Genomic DNA, 17,948 nt, shown 5'->3' on the forward strand with positions numbered 1-17,948 from the left:
ATAGAGCGGCTCTTTACACGCTATTGTGCGATAATCCAAGCCCTGCGTCCGATATAGAGCATTTCCAGCAAAAGTGCGAAGCGGTTTTGCGTCGGATAATGCGAAAAAACAAAGAGATAGAGCATTTCCAATGATTCAAGAAAAGCAGGAAATGCTCTAGATTTAAAGGACGCAGACGCTCATCACAGATTGCGATAGGTTTCGCATATGGCGAGGAAGTCCGTTGCTTTCAAGCTGGCTCCACCCACCAATGCGCCATCAACATCAGGCACGCTCAGCAATTCAATGGCGTTGGCCGGTTTGACCGAACCACCATAAAGAAGACGCAAGTGCGCGCCACTGGCACCGAAGCGCTCGGTCAGCTTCTCACGCATGAAAGCATGAGCCGCACGAACGTCTTGCACGGTTGGCGTCAAGCCTGTGCCAATAGCCCAAACGGGTTCATAGGCAACAATGGTATTTTCTGCTTTCACACCTTCAGGAAGTGAAGCGGCGAGCTGATCGCCGATCACATCAAGTGTGCGATCTGCCTTGCGCTCGTCAGCCGTTTCACCAACGCAGACAATCGCGATAAGGCCAGCGGCCCATGCAGATTCGGTTTTGCTGCGAACCAGATCATTGCCTTCACGGTGATCCGTGCGGCGCTCGGAGTGACCAAGAATGACGTGGCTTGCACCTGCTTCTTTAAGCATCTCGGCCGAAACATCGCCTGTATGCGCACCTGAAACTTTCGGATGGCAATCCTGACCACCCAATGCAACGGTTCCACCTTCGAGCGTTTCAGCCGCACGCGATAGCAAAGTTGCCGGAACGCAGATGACAGCATCAAGCTTGCGACCCAAATCGGAACTCAGGCCCGCAGTAATTGCGCGCAGTTCCGTTAGGGATTCTCCCGTACCATTCATTTTCCAGTTGCCAGCAACCAGCGGACGGATTCCCGGAGTCATATCATTCTCCTCGCCTTGAACGACGCCAACCGCCTGATAACGTGTATGGAGCGCCAAATTTTGCCACTGACTAAGCGTATTCGTCACGCAATGCAACGTTCTTGGTGGTCTATACTCAATGAGAACTTGCATCGGGGCCTAGCTTAAGGTTATCCCCACACACGGCTTATCTTTATCGATAGCCGGGCTATGTTTTGTTCTTAAAGGGTTTCCAATGCTCGACAGTATGCGTGATGCCGCCAGATCCTGGGTTGCTAAGCTTCTTCTCGGCCTCCTTGTTCTGAGTTTTGCAGTCTGGGGTATCGCAGATGCATTCCGGGGCGACATGTCTGGCAATGCAGCGCTCAGCGCTGGCAAGTCGGAAGTGAGCGCAACAGATTATCGCTTTGCCTATGAGCAACAGCTGATGCGTCTGTCCCAGCAATTCCGTCAGCGGCTAACCCGTGAACAGGCTCAGCAGCTCGGCGTTGAAAATCAGGTTCTCGCACAGCTCGCAGCAGGCGTCGTCCTGGATGAACAGGCTCGCAACATGCAGCTTGGCCTCTCCAAGGATGGTATCGCGCGTCTCACTGCTGAAGATCCTTCATTTCAGGATGCAAGCGGCAATTTCAGCCGCGCCCAGTTTGATGCTGTTCTGCGCCAATCAAACATTCGTGCACAAGACTATCTCGACAACCGCGCGAAAGTCGCCCGTCGTCAGCAGGTCGTTGAAGCAGCAACCGACGGCATGAAAATGCCAAATACGATGCTGAAGGCGCTCGCTCTTTATCAGGGTGAGAGCCGCAGCGCGGATTACATCACTATTCCGGCTGAAAAAGCCGATGCGGTTCCTACCCCTTCTGATGATGCTCTCAAGGCTTATTTTGATGAGCACAAGGATGAGTATAAGGCACCGGAATACCGCAAAATCACCTATGTGAAGCTTGAGCCATCGGATATTGCCGATCCAGCCGCCGTCACGCAGGATGAAATCAACGAATATTATGAAAAGAACAAAAGCCGCTTCAGCACCACTGAAACGCGCACCATCGAACAGCTGAACTTTGCTGACGAAGCTGCCGCTCAGGCCGCACATCAGAAAATCGCGGCCGGTACGAGCTTTGTTGATATCGGCACGGAACAGGGCAAGAGCGAAGCTGATCTGGTTCTTGGAACCTTTGAAAAGTCTGCTCTTCCTGATGCGACTATTGCCGACGCAGCATTTGCGCTCAACGAAGGCGGCGTAAGTGATGTGGTCAAGGGTGCATTCGGCCCGGTCATTCTCCGTGTCACCAAGGTGAACGCAGCGAACGTCAAAGCGCAGTCGGAAGTTGAAGCCGAAATTCGCGACACAGTTGCAACCAATATTGCAATCACCGGCATCAATGGCCTGCACGATTCCTATGAACAGCAGCGTTCGGACGGTGCCAATATGGCAGACGTCGCCAAGGGCCTGAGCCTCAAGGCCGTTACGGTCGACGCCATTGACGCTGAAGGCAACGATCCGGCCGGCAATGCAGTCGAGCTTCCAAATTCAGAAGCACTTCTCTCAGCTGCATTTCAGGCTGAACAAGGCTTTGACAACGACGCTCTGACCTTGGGCAATACCGGTTACCTTTGGTACCAGATCGATGGCACCACCCCTGCCCGTGACCGCACACTTGATGAAGTCAAGGATAAGGTCGTTGCTGCGTGGAAGGGTGAAGAAGCTGTGAAGCGTCTGAATCAGCGTATGGAAGATCTGAAGAAGCGCCTCGACGGTGGCGAAACGCTTGACGCGATTGCTACAGCTGCGGGTGTTGAAAAGCAGACCAAACGCGGCATCACCCGCAATACAAACGATGCTGATTTCAACTCTGCTGCGACCGCACAGGTTTTCCGCGGGCCGAACGAACACACAGGTACGGCTGCTGCTGCATCTGATGACGCTCAGATCCTGTTCAAGGTTATCGAAGTCACCGAACCAACTGCCGCAGGTCCGGAAGCAATTCCTGAACAGCAGCAGACCTATCTGTCGACGACGCTTACCGATGACGTTCTCGAACAGCTGGTAGGCGAGTTGCAGAAGCAGTATCCGGTGCGGATCAATCAGACGGTCATCAACAACGCGTTGGCATTCTGACCCGCGACAGGTCCCAGACAGGTATAAGATAATGGCTGACTTAAAACCCTATATCGCCAAGGCTGCCTCCGGCAATCCATTGTCGTTCGAGGATTCCAAAGCAGCCTTCGACATCATGATGTCTGGACAGGCAACGCCTTCACAGGTGGGTGGCTTCCTGATGGCTCTGCGGGTACGCGGTGAAACAGTGCCGGAAATTGCCGGCGCAGTTGCCTCCATGCGGTCGCGTATGCTGCCGGTTTCCGCGCCGACCAACGCTGTTGATATCGTTGGTACTGGCGGCGACCAGTCTGGTTCCTACAATGTATCGAGCTGTTCGGCTTTTGTCGTCGCAGGTGCAGGCGTGCCTGTTGCCAAGCACGGCAATCGCGCCCTCTCCTCGCGTTCGGGTGCTGCCGATGCGCTCGCAGCCCTTGGGGTCAACATCGAAGCCGACGCAGACACGATTGGCCGCAGCATCAACGAAGCCGGTCTTGGCTTCATGTTCGCACCGACTCACCATTCGGCGATGCGTCATGTCGGCCCATCGCGTGTCGAACTTGGAACTCGCACGATTTTCAATCTGCTTGGTCCATTGTCGAACCCAGCGAGTGTCAAGCGTCAGCTGGTTGGCGTGTTCTCGGCGGAATGGGTCGAGCCTTTGGCGCAGGTTCTCAAAGAACTTGGTTCTGAAACTGCATGGGTTGTCTATGGCGATGGTCTCGATGAGATGACCACAGCAGGCACCACGAAAATCGCAGCGCTTGAAAACGGTACGATTCGCACATTCGAGATTGAGCCTGAAGATGTGGGCTTGCGCCGTGTCGATATGTCGGAACTTAAAGGTGGCGAAGCCGAAGTAAACGCCAGAGCTCTGCATGGCGTTCTCGAAGGCGATCAAAACGCCTATCGCGATATCGTTTTGTTGAATTCTGCCGCAGCACTTGTCATTTCAGGTAAGGCAAAAGACCTGAAGGACGGTATCGCTCTCGCTGCGCGATCCATCGACAGCGGTTCAGCACTTGCAGTCCTGCAAAAAGTTATCGCCGTGTCCAACGATAAACCGCTCTGACGGAGAGGATCAAACCATGTCCACCGACATTCTGCGGAAAATCGAAGCCTATAAGCTTGAAGAGATCGCTGCTGCCAAGGCTCGCCTTCCACTGGAAGAAGTAAAGGCACAAGCCAAGGATCAGCCTGCGACGCGCGGTTTCCTCAAAGCACTGGAAGCCAAGCGCGCTGCCAACAAGTTTGCGCTTATCGCCGAGATTAAAAAGGCAAGTCCATCGAAGGGGCTTATTCGCCCGGATTTCAATCCACCGGTACTGGCCAAGGCCTATGAAGATGGCGGTGCTGCCTGCCTTTCCGTACTGACCGATACGCCATCTTTTCAGGGTGCACCGGAATTTCTGACAGCTGCACGCAATGCATGCTCATTGCCCGCGCTACGCAAGGATTTCCTGTTCGATACCTATCAGGTCTATGAAGCGCGCAGTTGGGGTGCAGACTGCATTCTTATCATTCTTGCAAGTGTTGATGACGATCTTGCCAAGGCGCTTGAAGAAACCGCTTTCGAGCTCGGCATGGATACATTGATTGAAGTCCATGATGAAGAGGAAACGGAACGCGCACTCAAGCTTTCGTCGCGTCTCGTCGGCGTCAACAATCGCAACCTGCGTACATTTGAAGTCGACCTTGCGGTTTCCGAGCGGCTCGCAAAGATGGTGCCTTCGGATCGTCTGCTGGTCGGCGAAAGCGGCATCTTCACCCATGATGATTGTCTGCGTCTCGAAAAGTCGAATATCGGCACATTCCTCATCGGCGAAAGCCTGATGCGCAAAGAAGATGTTGCGTCTGCAACCCGCGAACTTCTGACCGGCAAGGCCTGAGATATGGCGGCCAAGCTCACCCATATCGACCAGACCGGCGCTGCCCACATGGTCGATGTCGGCGACAAGGCTGAAACCGAGCGTCAGGCCACAGCTGAAGGTGCTGTCAGGATGCAGCCCGAAACGCTGGCGCTCATTCTGGAAGGCAATGCAACCAAGGGTGACGTTATCGGTGCCGCGCGTCTCGCTGGTATCATGGCTGCGAAGAAAACGGCTGATCTTATCCCGCTTTGCCACCCGCTGATGCTGACCAGAGTGTCGGTCGATATCGAGCCTGATCAGATGCTTCCCGGTTTGCGTGTTCGTGCCACGGCAAAGCTTAAAGGCCGTACCGGCGTAGAAATGGAAGCACTGACTGCCGTATCCGTCACCTGCCTGACCATTTATGACATGGCGAAGGCTGTCGATCGCCATATGGAGATCACCGACATCCGCGTTTCGGCAAAAAGCGGCGGCAAGTCAGGTGACTGGAAAGCCTGATATCCAGACGAGAGGAAACCATATGTCCCTTCTCCCGGTCGATGAAGCCCTTGCCCGCATCCTGAGCACCGCCGAGCCGCATGATTTTGAGCAGGTTGCACTTGCTTCCGCAGGCGGCCGCGTTGTTGCTGAGCAGGTCATAGCAAAACTACGCCAACCACCATTCGATTGTTCGGCCATGGACGGCTATGCGCTCATCGCGCCTCAGAACATCGAATATCCGATTGAGCTTACAGTGATCGGCGAATCGGCAGCGGGTAAGCGATTTGATGGCCAGCTCAACGAAGGCGAAGCCGTGCGCATCTTCACAGGCGCACCCATACCGGTCGGCGCTGACTGCATCGTCATTCAGGAAGACACCGAACGTTCCGGTGACAAGCTGACAGTCCAACATGGGCTTGATAAAGGCCGTCACATCCGCCGCGCGGGTCTCGACTTTGCACCCGGTGACACCGTTCTTCCAGTTGGGCGGGAACTTGACGCCCCGGCACTGTCTCTTGCCGCTGCCAGCGGCAATGCAATGATTTCCGTTTTCAGGCAGCCCCGAATTGCCATTCTCGCCACTGGCGATGAACTCGTCCCGCCCGGAGCACTCCCCGGTCCTGATCAGATTGTAGCCTCCAATAGTTTGGGAATAGCTGAAATTGTGCGCCGCGCAGGTGGCAAGCCCGAAGACATGGGCATTATCGTTGACGATCCGACAAAGATCGAATCAGCGATCAGCCAGGTGCTCGACGATGGCATCGATATTCTCGTCACTATCGGCGGCGCGTCCGTTGGTGATCGTGATTACGTGCATGGCGCGTTGAAGAACTGCGGTGTCGATCTCGATTTCTGGAAAATCGCCATGCGTCCCGGTAAACCGTTGATGTATGGTCGCAAGAGCATTTCAGGCAAAACGGTCCACGTCATCGGCCTGCCAGGCAACCCCGTTTCCAGCCTTGTTTGCAGCCTCGTATTTCTACGCCCATTGGTAGCCAAACTATCCGGCACGGATCTGACTGCAGATATTCGTCCCGCAAAGCTTGGTCAGGCAATGAATGCGAATGATCACCGGCGCGATTTTGTTCGGGCAACAGTCGAACAGGATGCTGACGGAACATTGATCGCAACGCCTTTTCCTATCCAGGATTCATCAATGCTTTCCGCCTTGGTTCGATCCGATGCGCTGCTGGTCAGAGATGAAAACGCACCCGCTTCATTGACCGGTGACGCCTGCATAATATTGATGCTGTAACGAACGCATCCAATTCCGCCAGTCCGTTAATCATTTTAAAACCATTGCAGAACAAGACTGGAACATATAGTGTTCGTTCTGGTTTTGTTTTTATTTGATTCTGGTCTGGAGGGTGTAGCGCATGTTGACCCGTAAACAGCACGAGCTTCTGCTGTTCATTCATGAACGTCTGAAAGAGACGGGCATTCCTCCGTCTTTCGACGAGATGAAAGAGGCTCTTGATTTAGCCTCGAAATCGGGCATTCATCGGCTCATCACAGCGCTGGAAGAACGCGGCTTCATCCGCAGGCTTCCAAATCGCGCCCGCGCACTGGAAGTGCTCCGTTTGCCGGATTCCATTGCTCCCGGACTGAATTCGCAAAAGAAATTTGCGCCAAGCGTTATCGAAGGCAGTCTCGGCAAGGCGCCACCTGCCCCTACGCCTATTCGCCCAGCTCCGGCGACTGCGAATGACGATGTATCGACCATGGTGTCCATCCCTGTGATGGGACGTATCGCTGCTGGTGTACCAATCTCGGCGATCCAGAATCAGACCCATTCGCTCAGCCTTCCGCCAGAAATGATTGGCGCAGGCGAACACTACGCGCTTGAGGTCAAGGGCGATTCGATGATCGAAGCCGGAATTTTCGATGGTGATACTGTCATCATCAAGCGCGGCGACACAGCCAATCCAGGTGAAATCATCGTTGCTCTGGTGGATGACGAAGAAGCGACACTGAAACGTTTCCGCCGCAAAGGCGCTTCCATTGCGCTCGAAGCTGCAAATCCAGCCTATGAGACGCGGATATTCGGTCCTGACCGAGTTCGTGTTCAGGGCAAGCTGATCGGTTTGATCCGGCGCTATTAGAGCGCATCCCGAAAAGTGTGAAACGGTTTTCGGACAAAGATGCGCTTTAAAAAAATATTTAGAGCGCCGATCTGATCCAATCAGATCGGCGCTCTAAATCATTGCGAGAGATCAGAGCCTGTCGCATTTTCTGTTCCGGCTTTCTTCTTGTATTCCCGATCGGGCAGACCGCGCGCTGCTCGTGAGTAGAGGCGATAGAGATGCCAGGGGCGTGTGGGCGCATCGACGGAAAAGTCCAGTTTGTCCGCATAGTCTTCGATATTGCGAGGCATTGCAGGCGCGAAACGATAAGTCTCGCGCTCGCTGACCGGCTCTCGCTCCGGAGACTTTGCCTGAACCATTTTGTCTGCGCTTAGTTTTTGCCCTAACCTTATTTCAAGAGTTCCTTTTAGGGCCAGTTCCTGCCTGTCAACGACGAGCGAGCCTGACCGCTCACAGCTTAGTTTTTTTCCGGCAATAGCAAGAACAACAATATCGCCTACATTACAGGCAATCTCGCGCATATCTTCCTGCGCAGTATAGGCCAGCATTCGACCATCCCTGAGAGGAATGGTACAGAGCCCATCTTCGCAGAGAAAAGCACGCTCATCAGCGGCAACCGATTGTTTCTTCACTATGTGCGGAGGAACAAAGGCTTCAACCAGATAGGCCGTCTGCCAGTTCTGCGCTGTGAACTGCGGTGGCCTGTTGCGGTTAACCGCGAAATTGCCATCAGATAGTCGCACGGCCACAAACTTGGCATCTTCGCTGATAAGGATATCCGGCATCGGCATCCGTATGAAAGCGATCAGACCCATCACAATAAATGGAAGCGCCATTAACCGCAGTCGCGTTGTGAACGTAACCGCAACGACAAGAGCTACCGTCCAGAGGATGAGCGTTGCGACCGGCATGACACCGGGATTACCGTCGGGTGAAAGGCTGGCAACAAACTCAGCAATGTGTCGCACGAGCAAAACGCCAAATCCCATGACTTGCAATGGCAACCAATCAAGTTGCAGCGGCATCAACAACAGGCTCAAAACTGCGAATGGCATTACCAGTATCGAAATGACCGGCAAGGCCAGCACATTGCCGACAAGGCCCAAAGGGGCGGTGTTGTTGAAATGATAAGCCGCAAAAATCCCGCTGGCCACCCCTGCTACAATGGACGTCGCAGCCGTGGCTATTGCTGGCATAAATATTTTTGACAAAGGCCCACGCGATGAGGCTTGGCGATTCTCTGCGCCTGACTGTCTTATGGCTTTTCTTTCACTCCACCAGGCGAAAGCCGCGATCAGCCCTGCTGTCGCCGAGAACGACATTTGGAAGCTTGGGCCCAATATCTCGTGCGGGGAGATTGCGATCATCGCAATTGCTGAAATCGCCAGATTACGCATGCTGATCGCCGCTCTGTCAGCCAGAAGCGCGCAAAGCATTACGGCAATCATCACGTAGCTGCGCTGTGCCGCCACATCGGCCCCAGACATAGCAAGATAGAACGTACAACTGAGCAACGAAAGAAAAGCTGCATATTTCTTAACCGAATATCGTGCGCTGAATGCCGGAAACAGGGCAAACAACGACCGCAACGACATCATGACCACCCCGGCTGCCAACACCATATGCAGGCCTGAAATCGACAAGATATGCGCGAGCCCAGCCTTGCGCAGATGTTCATTGGTCTCTTCACTGATCCCTGCCCGCTCACCTGCGATCAGTGCGGCCGCAACGCTGCCGTCTTCACCGGACAGCACCTCTGCAATCCGCTCGGAAACATGTACGCGTAACTGGGCGATAGAGCCGGAAATTTTGGCAACTATGTCGCTCGGCCCGGGCACTTCCACACTCTTCGGCGTCCCCAGAAAAAAGCCATTTGCACCGATACCGCCAAAATAAGCGTGAAAGCCAAAATCGTAGTTTCCCGGTCGTACCGGGCCTGATGCCACACGCAGACGTGCAAAACCGTTCAGGCCACTCCCAATCGTCGTTTGCGCCGGAATATCACGCGCAGTAATCCGGATGCGCTGTGGGGCAAAACGAAGCTTGGGCCTCTGCGTTTCAATAAGGTCGAGCGTGACGCGCCAGCTACCATTATCCCGATATTCGAGAGCGACAACCCGACCCGTAACGCGGGTTGCCACTTCAGAGCCAAGCATCTGGGTTCCACGTCGCTCCGTTTCGATCTTTCCCGCAATCATTCCCAGCTGGAGTGCTATCACGAGCGTCAATAGCTGTGACGGCAGGAAATGCCCACGAGACAGAAGACGAATAAAGACGGATACCCCAAGAACCGAAGTAAGTTGCAGCCATGCAGGTTCGACCGACACTGTGAAATAGATAATTGCCCCGATACCCATAAAGATAGGAAACAGCAGGAAAAGCATTCCTCTGCCGATTTCCCGCGTCATGGCTGCAGCAAAACTCTGCCGGACAACAGACGCCAGTTCCTTCAGCCGCTCGGATGCTGTTCGTTGTTTTAGTGGCAGTACTGGCGGCGGATCTTCTGTTGGTTTATAAGGCGGCCATGGTTCGGGTAGTAAGGAACGTGCAAGACCGCCGGGCATGTCTTTGACGAACGCCCGTTCATTGATCTCCCGCGTTTCGCTTGTGCCCGTCATGCCCCCGCCTGACTGCAAAAGTGTCCCCCGCTAATCTAAAGAAGAATACCGGATTAGCGCGAAAGAACCTTCAAGCCCTTGCGCGCTGTGCTGCCTATGGTACATGAACGCCAGCCAAAATCGAGAGGGTTCCCGCATCGAGAATCCTTGCCGCCCGTAGACTGAGTACAATCGGGCGCTACATATTCAAAATTCCGCCTCGCACTGCGCGTCCGCTGCAGCCCAACGAGGCCTGTTATAGTGGAGCTGTCATGTCGAAACCGGTCGTAACCCGTTTTGCCCCTTCGCCCACGGGTTTCCTACATATTGGCGGAGCCCGGACCGCCCTGTTCAATTGGCTTTATGCCAAGCATAGTGGCGGCAAGATGCTGCTGCGCATCGAAGATACAGACCGCGAGCGCTCCACGGATGCTGCAACGGCGGCTATCCTTGATGGCCTTACATGGCTTGGTCTTGATTGGGACGGCGATGCCATCTCCCAGTTCGAACGCGCGCCACGCCATCGCGAAGTAGCAGAAGAACTGGTCGCCAAGGGCAAGGCTTATTATTGCTATGCCACGCCAGCCGAACTCGAAGATATGCGCGAAAAGGCACGTGCCGAAGGCCGTCCACCACGTTATGATGGTCGCTGGCGCGACCGTGATCCATCCGAAGCACCGGAAGGTGTGAAGCCGGTCATCCGAATCAAAGCACCGCAGGAAGGCGAAACCCTTGTTCGCGATGCCGTTCAGGGTGATGTTCGCTTCCCGAACAAGGATCTGGATGATTTCATCATCCTTCGCTCCGACGGTACGCCAACCTATATGCACGCCGTCGTCGTCGATGATCATGATATGGGCGTCACCCACATTATCCGCGGCGATGATCACCTGACCAACGCCGCGCGTCAGACCGTGATTTACGATGCAATGGGCTGGGACGTCCCCCAGATGTCGCATATTCCGCTCATTCACGGCGCGGATGGTGCAAAGCTCTCCAAGCGCCACGGCGCACTTGGCGTTGATGCCTATCGCGCGATGGGTTATCTGCCGGAAGCTCTGCGCAACTATCTGGTTCGTCTTGGCTGGAGCCATGGCGACGACGAAATCATGTCGACCGAACAGATGATCGAGTGGTTTGACGTCAAGGATATCAACAAAGGTGCGGCACGTTTTGACTTCCAGAAGCTGGAAGCCATCAACGGCCTCTATATGCGCGCCAGCGGCGACAAGGCACTATTCGATGCTCTGATCGCCGTATTGCCGGAAATCGAAGGCGGCAAAGAACTGGAAGCCTCTCTCGACGACAAGGGTCGCGCGCAGCTGCTTACAGCAATGCCGGGCCTTAAAGATCGTGCGAAGACACTGGTGGAGCTTGCTGATGGTGCGAAGTTTATCTTCGCAAAGCGCCCGCTTGTATTTGATGAGAAGGCCGCATCTCTGCTTAACGACGAAGGTCGCGAAGTTCTGAAAGCTGTCCTTCCGCATTTGGAATCAGTCAGCGAATGGACCGTAGACGCGCTTGATGCGGCAGTTCGCGCCCATGCAGAAACAGTAGGCCTGAAGCTTGGCAAGGTAGCACAACCACTGCGCGCTGCCCTTACAGGTCGAGCTACATCTCCGGGTGTATTCGACGTACTGTTTGTGCTCGGCCGTGAAGAGTCACTTGCACGCATAAAAGATCAAATCGTTTGAACTGTTAGCATTCACGCTGACGTGACAAAACGGACTTAATTAGACCAAATTACGCATTGCATCGCAAAATCATTGGGATAGTTTGGCGGGCGAAATCGTTTGGATAATGCGTTGAAAAATAGGTTTCCCGCGAAAGTGGGAAACCTATAGAAGTTGAGAAGACAAGTTATAGAGACGATTGAAATTTCAGCCACCACATGGGCGGCAAAAGTGGACACGAAAGGAAACACGATGTCAGATAAGACAGCAAGCTTTACCCTCGACGGCAAAACGTTCGACCTGCCTGTACGACAAGGCACTGTCGGGCCGGACGTTGTCGACATCGGTCCACTTTACAAGAATGCAAACGCCTTCACTTACGACCCTGGCTTCACGTCGACTGCTTCGTGCGAATCCAAGATCACCTACATCGATGGCGACGAAGGCGTTCTGCTCTATCGTGGCTATCCAATTGATCAGCTTGCTGAACACGGCGACTTCCTCGAAACCTGTTATCTGTTGCTTTATGGTGAACTGCCAACAGCAACTCAGAAGGCTGATTTCGATTATCGCGTGACCCGTCACACGATGATCCATGAGCAGATGACGAAGTTCTTCACCGGATTCCGTCGCGATGCGCATCCGATGGCCGTGATCGTAGGCTGCGTAGGCGCAATGTCCGCCTTCTACCACGACTCGACCGATATCACCGATCCGCATCAGCGCATGGTCGCCTCGATCCGCCTGATCGCCAAGGTGCCGACACTCGCAGCAATGGCCTATAAGTATCATATCGGCCAGCCGTTCATGTATCCGAAGAACGATCTCGATTTCGCGTCGAACTTCCTGCACATGTGCTTCGCTGTTCCGTGTGAAGAGTACAAGGTCAATCCGGTTCTGGCACGTGCCATGGATCGTATCTTCATCCTGCACGCAGACCACGAACAGAACGCCTCTACTTCGACCGTGCGTCTGGCCGGTTCGTCGGGTGCCAATCCGTTTGCTTGTATTGCAGCTGGCGTTGCCTGCCTCTGGGGCCCTGCCCACGGCGGCGCAAACGAAGCCGCGCTCAACATGCTTGCAGAAATCGGCTCGGTTGACCGCATTCCAGAATTCATCGCACGCGCCAAGGATAAGAACGATCCATTCCGTCTGATGGGCTTTGGTCACCGCGTTTACAAGAACTACGATCCGCGCGCCAAGATCATGCAGAAGACCTGCCATGAGGTTCTCGGCGAACTGGGCATCAAGGACGATCCGCTTCTCGACGTCGCTCTGGAACTGGAAAAGATTGCTCTGACTGATGAATATTTCATCGAGAAGAAGCTCTATCCAAACATCGACTTCTATTCCGGTATCACGCTGAAGGCGCTTGGCTTCCCGACCGAAATGTTCACGGTTCTGTTCGCCCTTGCCCGTACCGTCGGCTGGGTTGCACAGTGGAAAGAAATGATCGAAGACCCACAGCAGAAAATCGGTCGTCCGCGTCAGCTCTACACTGGCGCTGCAGAACGCGACTACGTACCGGTCGCAAAGCGTAAATAATCTAAACCAGAATAAAAAACCCCGGCAATCTGCCGGGGTTTTTGTTTGTACCGATTTTGGAAAATTAGAGCGCCGGGCGCCTTATTGGGCGCGCAAAGATCGCTCTAACACTTCAAAATTGGAGCATTTCCAGCAAAAGTGCGAAGAGGTTTTGCGTCGGATAATGCGAAAAAACAAAGAGATAGAGCATTTCCAATGATTCAAGACAAAGAGGAAGTGCTCTAGTGCTTTCTGCCGTTTTCAGCAAGATCAAGCAAAACGCGGGCACCGATCTCTCCTGATGGCCGCTCGGTGGCCATGATGGACGTCACCTTGTCGAAGCCATCGAGCTGAGCCTGCCGAAAAGCGCCTTTCTGCATCAATTGCTCAATATAGCGCGCGAGGTTGCCGGGCCTCACGGATTCATTGAAGAATTCCGGTACAACAGGCGCGTCCGCGATAATATTGGGCAGTGCTGCACTCCAGATCGTAATTCTGGAAATCAGAAACTGACGTGCAAACCAATCTGCCTTATAGGAAAGAACAGTCGGAATATGTGACAGGGCCAATTCCAATGAGACGGTGCCCGACGCAGCCAATGCGGCATCTGCGCGTGCAAAAGCCTGCCACTTTGCCTCGTCGCCAGTCACGATAAGCGGCTTTACTGCCCAGTCATTGGATAGTGTGCGCACCATTTCCTCAACACGAGGCAATGTAGGCAGAATGACTTCAAGCTTTTCGACACGTGTTGCCAGTTCCGCAACCGCCTTGCCGAACGGCTCCATAAGCATCTGAATCTCCCCACGACGAGAGCCGGGAAGCAGCAACAGGCATCGCGTGTCGTCAGGCCAGCGTTTCTGCTCGGCGGCCTGCTGCGCTGCCTGTACCTTCAGGATAGGTGCATAACTGCTGAGACGATGACCAACATAAGTCGACTGCGGACCATTGAGGCGCCTCATCACCTCAACCTCGAACGGCAATACCGTGAGCACATGATCGACATAGGCGCGCATGGCTTTTGCGCGTTGCGGACGCCAGGCCCAAACGCTCGGTGCAATGTATTTTACGATTGGTATCGACGGATCCGCTGCACGTATTTTCTTTGCAACACGATGCGTGAACTCCGGACTGTCGATCAACAACACACAATCTGGCTTTTCAGATACAATCCGCTTCGCCGTCTGACTGATACGCAGAATAAGACCCGGAAGGTTCTTGAGGATGGCACCTAGACCCATCAGAGCAATTTCATGCGGATCGAAAAAACTCTTCAATCCGCGCTCAGTCAAATGCTCGCCGCCAACTCCGACGATATCGACAAGCCTGTCAGTCTGGCCACGAAGAGCATCAATCAGGTCGGCTCCAAGCAGATCGCCGGATTCCTCTCCGGCCACGATTGCGATTTTCAATGGCCGGCTGGTTTTGCTCACCCTGTCGTGTCCTTTGTGCTTCGACTAATCGTCTCGATAAAAAGGCCTTTTTCATTTGCTGCGGCCAAAGTTTCACCCAGGCCAAGAATGAAGGTGCGTCCTGCTTCAATAGCAATGCCGGAAAGGCCTGCACGCGCGGCATTTTCGACCGTCGATACACCAATCGCAGGCAGATCGGCACGCTCATCCTGTCTTGGCTTCGCCATTTTTACAAGCACGCCGCCACGACGCGAAATTCTGCCTTCCTGACGTAAGGCAAAAACCCGCTCAATCATCAAGTCGGTGCCTTCTGCACCTTCTAGAGCCACAACCCGGCCGCCAGTTGCAATGGCACCCTGCCCGACATCGAGTTCACCCAAACGAAGGGCTGCTTCCATCGCTAGCGCAATATTACCGCGCTCGCGCGAATCTGGGGTCAATCGTGTGAGACAGCGGGCTGGTTCTGGCGACAACAGATCTGGCACAACTTCGTGTGCTCCGACCATTTTGAAACCGTAACGTTCCAGCAGGCGCATAAATGCGCGCAGCAGTGCATCATCGCCCTGACTGAGAGCAACGAGAACATAACGCATCGCCCTGATTGTGGGCAAATTAAGCTTCAAATCGCTTAAATGCGGACGATTACGGAGCCCACCGGCCAGAACCACTTGCGAAACGCCAGCGGAACGCATGGCACGCATCAACATGCCAAAATCGACCGCCGAAATTTCCTGATGATCATAATCGTAAAGCGAAGCATCGGCTTCACCACGCAGCGGAAGCACGAAAGGCGGATTTCCATCCGCCTTTAAAGCCTCGGCCACCTTAATAGGCAAAAGACCATTGCCAGCAATGATAGCCGTGCGGGGGCGCTTAGTCACGCTCTGCCCGCTATCAAGCGTCGTCACCGTCATCCATCGCTCCGCCTACGGATGAACCGAGCGGCGGGGTGCAGTAGGCGCGCTTATTATCCACCAGAATAAAGGAGATAAGATCGGTCACACCGTCCGAATCGGGAATTGCCTTCAAAACGTCCTGAGCACGTTCACGCACCGGCTTGGAGCGATCAAACAGCATATGCACCGCATGGCGCAGATTATGAATATCTTTGCGCTGCATGCCCGAACGCTTCATGCCGATAATGTTCAAGCCGCCAAGATAAGCGTGGTTGCCAATCGCACTGCCATAAGGAATGAGATCATGCGCAAGCGCTGCCATGCCACCAACAAAAGCATGATGACCGACGCGCGTGAACTGGTGAACAGCAGAACCACCGCCGAGAATGGCGTGATGACCAATTTCCACGTGACCGCCAATCATCACATTGTTGGCGAATGTGACATGGTCGCCGACATCGCAGTCATGAGCGACGTGAGCGTAAGCGAGAAACTGACAGTTGTCGCCAACACTCGTATATCCGCGACTGCTGTCTGAACCACGATGCATGGTGACACCTTCGCGGATAAGGCAGTTTGTGCCAACGATAAGCTTCGTCGGGCCGCCTTTATGCTTTCCGTTCTGCGGATCGCAGCCGAGAACGGCATGCGGATAAACCTTTGCCCCAGCACCAAGCGTTACCGCCTCCGTGACGACAACATGGCTCATCAATTCGGAACCATCACCAATGACGGCGCCAGACTGAATATGGCAAAATGGACCGACGGATACGCCCTGTCCCAGCTCCACACCCTGCTCGACAAGAGCTGTAGGGTGGATAAAAGTTTCCTTCATCGAGGTACTCACGCCTTTTCTTCGGCTACGCCAACCATCGCGGCGACTTCAGCTTCGGCAACCTTTACGCCATCAACTTCCGCCACGCACTCAAATTTAGAGATGTTTCCGCGCTGTTTCACCTTCTTCACGTGAAGGTGAAGCTGGTCGCCCGGAACCACCGGACGGCGGAACTTGGCTTTGTCGATCGTCATGAAATAAACAAGGCTGGGCGCATCTGTTCCCTGCTTGAGTACAGTAATTGCACCGGCTGTCTGTGCCATGGCTTCAATGATCAGAACGCCCGGCATGATCGGTTTGTCAGGAAAATGGCCGGTAAAATGCGGCTCATTGATCGTGACATTCTTGATGCCTGTCGCTGACTGATCGCCATCAATATTGATGATACGGTCGATCAGCAAAAATGGATAGCGATGCGGGAGCGCACGCAAAACTGCCTGAATATCTGCGGTTTCCAGCTTCTTCTGATTAGCATCACTCATCAGAGGACTGCTCCTTTCTTGGTTTCCCGATGCTCCGGATATTTGCAATATCTCTGAACCATTGTTTTATTGGTCGAGCAGGGACGCCCCCCCAACGCTCGCCATCGGGTATGTCATTCATTACGCCGCTTCCCGCAGCAATCTGTACGCGCGAACCGATAACCACATGATCGGCAAGGCCCACGCTACCGCCGATCATGGTCTGATCACCGATAACGCAACTTCCCGAAACACCGCAAAGTGCGGCTACAACGCAAAATCGGCCAAATCGCACATTATGCCCGATCTGCACCAGATTATCGATCTTAGTGCCCTCACCGATCACCGTGTCGTTCAAAGCGCCACGATCAATCGTGGTATTGGCACCGATTTCAACATCATCCTGAAGAATAACGCGTCCAAGCTGAGGCACTTTTTCAAGACCTCTGGGGCCAGGCACATAGCCAAAGCCATCCTGCCCGATACGAACACCCGGATGCAGAGACACGCGATTACCGATCATGGCAAACTGAACAGCTACACCCGGCGCAATATAGCTATCGCGACCAATCTGGCAGCCCTCGCCAATAACAGCCGTTGCAGCAATGAGCGTGCCTGTACCAATGCTGACATTCCTGCCAATCATCGCACCCGCTTCAATCGTCGCACCATCTTCGATCTTTGCAGAAGGATGAATGAATGCAGCCGGGGAAATCCCTGTTTCGCCCAGCCAACTGGATGGCCGCACTGATACAGGGAACAACATCCGTCCGACCGACGAAAAATCACGCTGGGGACTTCTGGTAATAAGCACGGCAATATCGGAAGGAACACTATCGGCCACATCTTCCGAGCAAAGAACGCCTGCGGCTTTCATACCAGCAAGTGCGGCAGCATTCTTTTTTCCATCGACAAAAACGAGTGCATCTTCACTCGCATCATTCAATGAAGCTAAACGCGCAACAGAACGCGGTGCAAACTTCGGGTTGCGAAGTTTTGCACCGGTAAAATCTACTATATCGCCGATCGTGAGTTCACGAGAAGGCTTGAAGAAAATGGGATCTGCCATCAAAGCACTTTCTTGCCCGGGG

Annotated in this window: 15 protein-coding genes; 8 read left to right on the plus strand and 7 right to left on the minus strand. The window is 54.0% G+C overall.

Translation table 11 applies throughout. The features are described from left to right. Positions 1–182: 182 nt before the first annotated feature. Positions 183–947: a triose-phosphate isomerase gene (gene tpiA / locus ACSME1_RS01470; RefSeq protein ID WP_024897101.1), complete on the minus strand. Its 765-nt coding sequence runs from the start codon at positions 945–947 to the stop codon at positions 183–185. A gap of 214 nt (positions 948–1,161) precedes the next feature. Here tpiA and ACSME1_RS01475 point away from each other — a divergent pair, with 214 nt between their 5' ends. The 6 genes from ACSME1_RS01475 (at position 1,162) to lexA (ending at position 7,480) form a co-directional block, all read left to right on the plus strand. Next, positions 1,162–3,048 (plus strand): peptidyl-prolyl cis-trans isomerase, encoded by a 1,887-nt coding sequence (locus tag ACSME1_RS01475; protein WP_105705872.1) that lies wholly within the window; start codon positions 1,162–1,164, stop codon positions 3,046–3,048. A 31-nt stretch (positions 3,049–3,079) separates the two neighbouring features. Next, complete coding sequence (gene trpD, locus ACSME1_RS01480; protein ID WP_105705870.1) at positions 3,080–4,099, plus strand: anthranilate phosphoribosyltransferase; 1,020 nt, start codon at positions 3,080–3,082, stop codon at positions 4,097–4,099. Positions 4,100–4,115: 16 nt separating this feature from the next. Next, positions 4,116–4,916: an indole-3-glycerol phosphate synthase TrpC gene (gene trpC, locus ACSME1_RS01485; protein WP_105705868.1), complete on the plus strand. Its 801-nt coding sequence runs from the start codon at positions 4,116–4,118 to the stop codon at positions 4,914–4,916. A 3-nt stretch (positions 4,917–4,919) separates the two neighbouring features. Next, the gene (gene moaC / locus ACSME1_RS01490) at positions 4,920–5,396 is read left to right on the plus strand and encodes a cyclic pyranopterin monophosphate synthase MoaC (protein WP_105705866.1); all 477 of its coding nucleotides are present in this window, start codon (positions 4,920–4,922) and stop codon (positions 5,394–5,396) included. Positions 5,397–5,418: 22 nt separating this feature from the next. Continuing rightward, positions 5,419–6,633 (plus strand): molybdopterin molybdotransferase MoeA, encoded by a 1,215-nt coding sequence (locus tag ACSME1_RS01495; protein ID WP_105705864.1) that lies wholly within the window; start codon positions 5,419–5,421, stop codon positions 6,631–6,633. Between the two features lie 121 nt (positions 6,634–6,754). Then, the gene (gene lexA / locus ACSME1_RS01500) at positions 6,755–7,480 is read left to right on the plus strand and encodes a transcriptional repressor LexA (protein ID WP_024897095.1); all 726 of its coding nucleotides are present in this window, start codon (positions 6,755–6,757) and stop codon (positions 7,478–7,480) included. Positions 7,481–7,578: 98 nt separating this feature from the next. Here lexA and ACSME1_RS01505 read toward each other — a convergent pair whose 3' ends face one another. After that, entirely contained in the window at positions 7,579–10,080 is a 2,502-nt protein-coding gene (locus tag ACSME1_RS01505; RefSeq protein WP_105705862.1) for a ComEC/Rec2 family competence protein, read from the minus strand. Between the two features lie 251 nt (positions 10,081–10,331). Between ACSME1_RS01505 and gltX the strand changes: the two genes are divergently transcribed. Together gltX and gltA are read left to right on the plus strand one after the other, a co-directional pair. After that, positions 10,332–11,753, plus strand: coding sequence for a glutamate--tRNA ligase (gene gltX / locus ACSME1_RS01510; protein ID WP_105705860.1), 1,422 nt, complete (start codon positions 10,332–10,334; stop codon positions 11,751–11,753). A gap of 231 nt (positions 11,754–11,984) precedes the next feature. Beyond that, positions 11,985–13,277 (plus strand): citrate synthase, encoded by a 1,293-nt coding sequence (gltA, locus tag ACSME1_RS01515; protein ID WP_024897092.1) that lies wholly within the window; start codon positions 11,985–11,987, stop codon positions 13,275–13,277. 221 nt (positions 13,278–13,498) lie between these two features. On the opposite strand, the gene lpxB is transcribed toward gltA, so the two are convergent. The 5 genes from lpxB to lpxD are packed head-to-tail and all read right to left on the minus strand — an operon-like array spanning position 13,499 to position 17,926. Next, a complete protein-coding gene (gene lpxB / locus ACSME1_RS01520) occupies positions 13,499–14,686 on the minus strand; it encodes a lipid-A-disaccharide synthase (protein ID WP_105705858.1) in 1,188 nt (395 codons plus the stop codon). After that, a complete protein-coding gene (locus ACSME1_RS01525; protein ID WP_105705856.1) occupies positions 14,683–15,579 on the minus strand; it encodes an LpxI family protein in 897 nt (298 codons plus the stop codon). Before ACSME1_RS01525 ends, lpxB begins: the two co-directional genes overlap by 4 nt. Continuing rightward, entirely contained in the window at positions 15,560–16,396 is an 837-nt protein-coding gene (gene lpxA / locus ACSME1_RS01530) for an acyl-ACP--UDP-N-acetylglucosamine O-acyltransferase (RefSeq protein ID WP_024897089.1), read from the minus strand. The genes ACSME1_RS01525 and lpxA overlap by 20 nt, the downstream gene beginning before the upstream one ends. 8 nt (positions 16,397–16,404) lie before the next feature. After that, a complete protein-coding gene (gene fabZ, locus ACSME1_RS01535; protein ID WP_024897088.1) occupies positions 16,405–16,878 on the minus strand; it encodes a 3-hydroxyacyl-ACP dehydratase FabZ in 474 nt (157 codons plus the stop codon). Next, positions 16,871–17,926, minus strand: a complete 1,056-nt coding sequence (gene lpxD / locus ACSME1_RS01540) for a UDP-3-O-(3-hydroxymyristoyl)glucosamine N-acyltransferase (protein WP_100558882.1) — start codon at positions 17,924–17,926, stop codon at positions 16,871–16,873. The genes fabZ and lpxD overlap by 8 nt, the downstream gene beginning before the upstream one ends. Between the last annotated feature and the right edge of the window lie 22 nt (positions 17,927–17,948).

Origin of the sequence: Brucella pituitosa (assembly GCF_965577835.1) — a bacterium.
GTDB classification, from domain to species: domain Bacteria; phylum Pseudomonadota; class Alphaproteobacteria; order Rhizobiales; family Rhizobiaceae; genus Brucella; species Brucella pituitosa.

Coding starts and splice junctions, on each gene's coding strand:
- trpC (WP_105705868.1), top strand. CDS start 4,116: ATGTCCACCGACATTCTGCGGAAAATCGAAGCCTATAAGCTTGAAGAG.
- tpiA (WP_024897101.1), bottom strand. CDS start 947: ATGACTCCGGGAATCCGTCCGCTGGTTGCTGGCAACTGGAAAATGAAT.
- ACSME1_RS01505 (WP_105705862.1), bottom strand. CDS start 10,080: ATGACGGGCACAAGCGAAACGCGGGAGATCAATGAACGGGCGTTCGTC.
- gltX (WP_105705860.1), top strand. CDS start 10,332: ATGTCGAAACCGGTCGTAACCCGTTTTGCCCCTTCGCCCACGGGTTTC.
- ACSME1_RS01475 (WP_105705872.1), top strand. CDS start 1,162: ATGCTCGACAGTATGCGTGATGCCGCCAGATCCTGGGTTGCTAAGCTT.
- moaC (WP_105705866.1), top strand. CDS start 4,920: ATGGCGGCCAAGCTCACCCATATCGACCAGACCGGCGCTGCCCACATG.
- ACSME1_RS01525 (WP_105705856.1), bottom strand. CDS start 15,579: ATGACGGTGACGACGCTTGATAGCGGGCAGAGCGTGACTAAGCGCCCC.
- lexA (WP_024897095.1), top strand. CDS start 6,755: ATGTTGACCCGTAAACAGCACGAGCTTCTGCTGTTCATTCATGAACGT.
- fabZ (WP_024897088.1), bottom strand. CDS start 16,878: ATGAGTGATGCTAATCAGAAGAAGCTGGAAACCGCAGATATTCAGGCA.
- lpxA (WP_024897089.1), bottom strand. CDS start 16,396: ATGAAGGAAACTTTTATCCACCCTACAGCTCTTGTCGAGCAGGGTGTG.
- ACSME1_RS01495 (WP_105705864.1), top strand. CDS start 5,419: ATGTCCCTTCTCCCGGTCGATGAAGCCCTTGCCCGCATCCTGAGCACC.
- trpD (WP_105705870.1), top strand. CDS start 3,080: ATGGCTGACTTAAAACCCTATATCGCCAAGGCTGCCTCCGGCAATCCA.
- gltA (WP_024897092.1), top strand. CDS start 11,985: ATGTCAGATAAGACAGCAAGCTTTACCCTCGACGGCAAAACGTTCGAC.
- lpxD (WP_100558882.1), bottom strand. CDS start 17,926: ATGGCAGATCCCATTTTCTTCAAGCCTTCTCGTGAACTCACGATCGGC.